Here is a 1,712-nt window from a genome sequence, read left to right as displayed (position 1 = left end):
GGCCTTGTAGATGATTCTGTCATCGGAAAGGTATACCGCGTCATCGATCTCAATGATACGGATCATGCTTTCTATGACCGTCAGATAGAAAGCGCTGCTTCTCATTACGAAGACGCTATTCTTCCTCCTTTCTTCAAGGATCTCAAGAAGTATGTTGAAAACGGTTATTCCCAGTTCGACTGCCCAGGCCATCAGGGCGGCGCTTTCTTTAGGAAGCATCCGGCCGGACGCGCTTTCTATGATTTCTTTGGTGAGAATACCTTCAGGGCTGATCTTTGCAACGCCGACGTTGCCATGGGCGATCTCCTCATCCATGAAGGCCCGGCTCTCGCTGCACAGAAGCATGCGGCACGCGTCTACAACGCTGACAAGACATACTTCGTTTTGAATGGCACTTCCACTTCCAACAAGGTTGTACTGAATGCTGTCCTCACTCCGGGCGACATCGTTCTCTTCGACAGGAACAATCATAAGTCTGTCGATCACGGCGCTCTTGTCATTGCCGGCGCAACGCCTGTTTATCTGGAAACGGCAAGAAATGCCTTCGGCTCCATCGGCGGCATCCTTGACCACTGCTTCAATGAGGATTACATCAGAAAGCTCGTCGCGGAGAAGGATCCTGTCAAGGCAAAGGCTAAGCGCCCGATCCGCCTGGCTGTCATCCAGCTTGGCACGTATGACGGATGCATTTACAACGCACGCCAGGTTGTTGACCGCATCGGCCATCTCTGCGATTACATCTTCTTCGACTCTGCCTGGGTCGGTTATGAGGAATTCATTCCGATGATGAAGGACTGCAGTCCGCTTCTTCTCGACCTTGGTCCGGAAGACCCCGGCATTTTCGTCAGCCAGTCTGTCCATAAGCAGCAGGCCGGTTTCTCCATGACGTCCATGGTCCATAAGAAGGATGCCCACATCAAGGGACAGGACCGCTACGTCCCACATAAGCGCGTCAACAATGCTTTCATGATGCATGCTTCCACTTCCCCGCTCTACCAGCTCTTCGCAGCTCTTGATGTCAATGCCAAGATGCATGAAGGCGAAGCAGGCAAAAAGCTCTGGGCAGATGCTGTGAAGCTTGTCATCAATACGCGCAAGCAGGTCCTCCGCAACTGCCATTACATCCGTCCGCTCGTTCCGCCTGTTGTCTATGGCAAGAAGTGGGAAGACGGCGATACCGACAAGATGGCAAACGATATGAACTACTGGGCTTTCGAACCGGGTGCCAAATGGCATGGTTTCGAAGGCTATGCCAAGGGCCAGTACTTCATCGATCCGATGAAGCTGCAGTTCGTTACGGCCGGCATTGATGTGGAACATGGCGGATACGAGAAGTTCGGCATCCCGAGCAATATCCTTGCCAACTATCTGCGTGAAAACGGCATCATTCCTGAAAAGTGCGACCTGAATGATATCCTCTTCCTCATGACTCCGGCTGAAACAGCGACCAAGATGGATGACCTCGTCGCCAAACTTGTCCGCTTTGAAAAGCTCATCGATGAGGATGCTCCGATGTCTGAAGTGCTTCCAAGCATTTACAAGGCTTACCAGGATAAGTACAAGGGATACACCATTTGCCGTCTCTGCCAGGAAATGCATGATTTCTACAAGGACCGCGAAGTGTCCACGCTGCAGAAGGAACTCTTCCTGAAGGATTACTTCCCGAAGTATGTCATGAATCCTCAGGAAGCACAGTATGAATTCATGAGAGG

1 protein-coding gene is annotated in these 1,712 nt (G+C 51.6%); it reads left to right on the top strand.

The annotated features are described in order from the left end of the window. Window positions 1-1,712: ornithine decarboxylase (gene speC, locus M3200_RS07985; RefSeq protein WP_288178232.1), on the top strand; the 1,712-nt coding region annotated here is incomplete at both ends.

Origin of the sequence: Dialister sp. CAG:357 (genome assembly GCF_000435155.1) — a bacterium.
Classification (GTDB): Bacteria; Bacillota; Negativicutes; order Veillonellales; family Dialisteraceae; genus Dialister; species Dialister hominis.
Note: the sequence above shows the minus strand (reverse complement) of the source record. Positions and strands in the feature narration are given on the sequence as shown.